At 65.8% G+C, this 1,644-nt stretch carries 1 protein-coding gene; it reads right to left on the minus strand.

Features of this window, described 5'->3' with window-relative positions:
- On the minus strand, window positions 1-1,644 hold a 1,644-nt coding region (locus tag NFH97_RS21130), incomplete at both ends, for a VCBS domain-containing protein (protein ID WP_349625584.1).

Consider the following 1,644-nt stretch of genomic DNA (forward strand, 5'->3'; position numbering starts at 1 on the left):
GGTGCCGTACTGGCCGGCGCCCGTCGGGGCGTCCAGTGCAACGCTGGCCGGATCGGCATCAGTGGTGTCGGCGCCGGTGGTGTCGTTGGACAGCACATTGCCGGAAACGGAAGCGGTCTCCTCGGCAATGGTGTCGCTGTCGTTACTCGCTGACGGGCTATCGTCGGCGATGGCGATGCTGAGGCTGCCGTTGGCCGCACTGCCGTCATCGTCGGTGACCACCAGGGCCACCGTCTCGGTGAAGCCGGCATCCGTGGCGTCAGCCTGGCTGTCATTGTCGACGCGGGTGTCCAGCGTGTAGCTGTAGCTCACGGTGCCGCCGGCGGCCGGGTTGGCACTATCCGACGGTGTAAAGCCAGTCAGGCTAAGGCTGCCGTATTCGGTATCGACCACCACCGGGCTATCGGCGGACAGGCCCTGCAGCTGGGCCAGGGTCAGCGACTGATTACCTACCTGCACGCTGGCCACGCCATCGGCGCTGGCGAAGGTAAAGCTGCCAAGCTGGGTCAGTTCGCCGCTGTCGGCATCGCTGCCGCCAACAAGATTCGCTTCGCTGACCGAAACGTCGCTGCCTTCGCTCGCCAGGCCAGAGAGGCTGACGCCGTCGTCGGTGCCGGTCACGGTGATGGTCAGCGTCGCCGGTGAGGTGTCCCCGTCGGCGTCGGTCAGAGTGTAGGCAAAGGTCTCGGTGAGGGTTTCCTTGCCGCTGAGTGCCTGAACCCGCGGATCGTCGTTGTCGAGCTGGTAGGTGTAGCTGCCGTCGCTGTTGAGCGTCAGCGTGCCGTAATGGCCGGCGCCTGTCGGCGCGTCCAGCGCTACGCTGGCCGGATCGGCATCAGTGGTGTCGGCGCCGGTGGTATCGTTGGACAGCACATTGCCGGTGATCGACGCGGTCTCCTCCGCAATGGTGTCGCTGTCATTACTCGCGGACGGGCTATCATCAGCGATCGCGATGCTGAGGCTGCCGTTGGCCGCACTGCCGTCATCGTCGGTGACCACCAGGCCCACCGTTTCGGTGAAGCCGGCATTCGTGGCACCTGCCTGACTGTCGTTGTCGACGCGGGTGTCCAGGGTGTAGCTGTAGCTCACGCTGCCGCCGGTGGCCGGGTTGGCACTATCTGCCGGTGTAAAGCCGGTCAGGCTAAGGCTGCCGTATTCGGTATCGACCACCACCGGGCTATCGGCGGACAGCCCCTGCAGCTGGGCCAGGGTCAACGACTGGTTGCCCACCTGTACGCTGGCCACGCCATCGGCGCTGGTAAAGGTGAAACTGCCAGGCTGGGTCAGTGCGCTGCTGTCGGCATCGCTGCCACCAGCAAGATTCGCTTCGCTGACAGAAACGTCGCTGCCTTCGCTCGCCAGGCCCGAGAGGCTGACGCCGTCGTCGGTGCCGGTCACGGTGATGGTCAGCGTCGCCGGTGAGGTGTCCCCATCGGCGTCGGTCAGGGTGTAGGCAAAGGTCTCGGTGAGGGTTTCCTTGCCGCTGAGTGCCTGCACCCGCGGATCGTCGTTGTCGAGCTGGTAGGTGTAACTGCCGTCGCTGTTGAGCGTCAGCGTGCCGTAATGGCCGGCGCCTGTCGGCGCGTCCAGCGCTACGCTGGCCGGATCGGCATCAGTGGTGTCGGCGCCGGTGGTGTCGTTGGC

The organism is Halomonas sp. SCS19 (genome assembly GCF_040147015.1).
Lineage (GTDB): Bacteria > Pseudomonadota > Gammaproteobacteria > Pseudomonadales > Halomonadaceae > Halomonas > Halomonas litopenaei.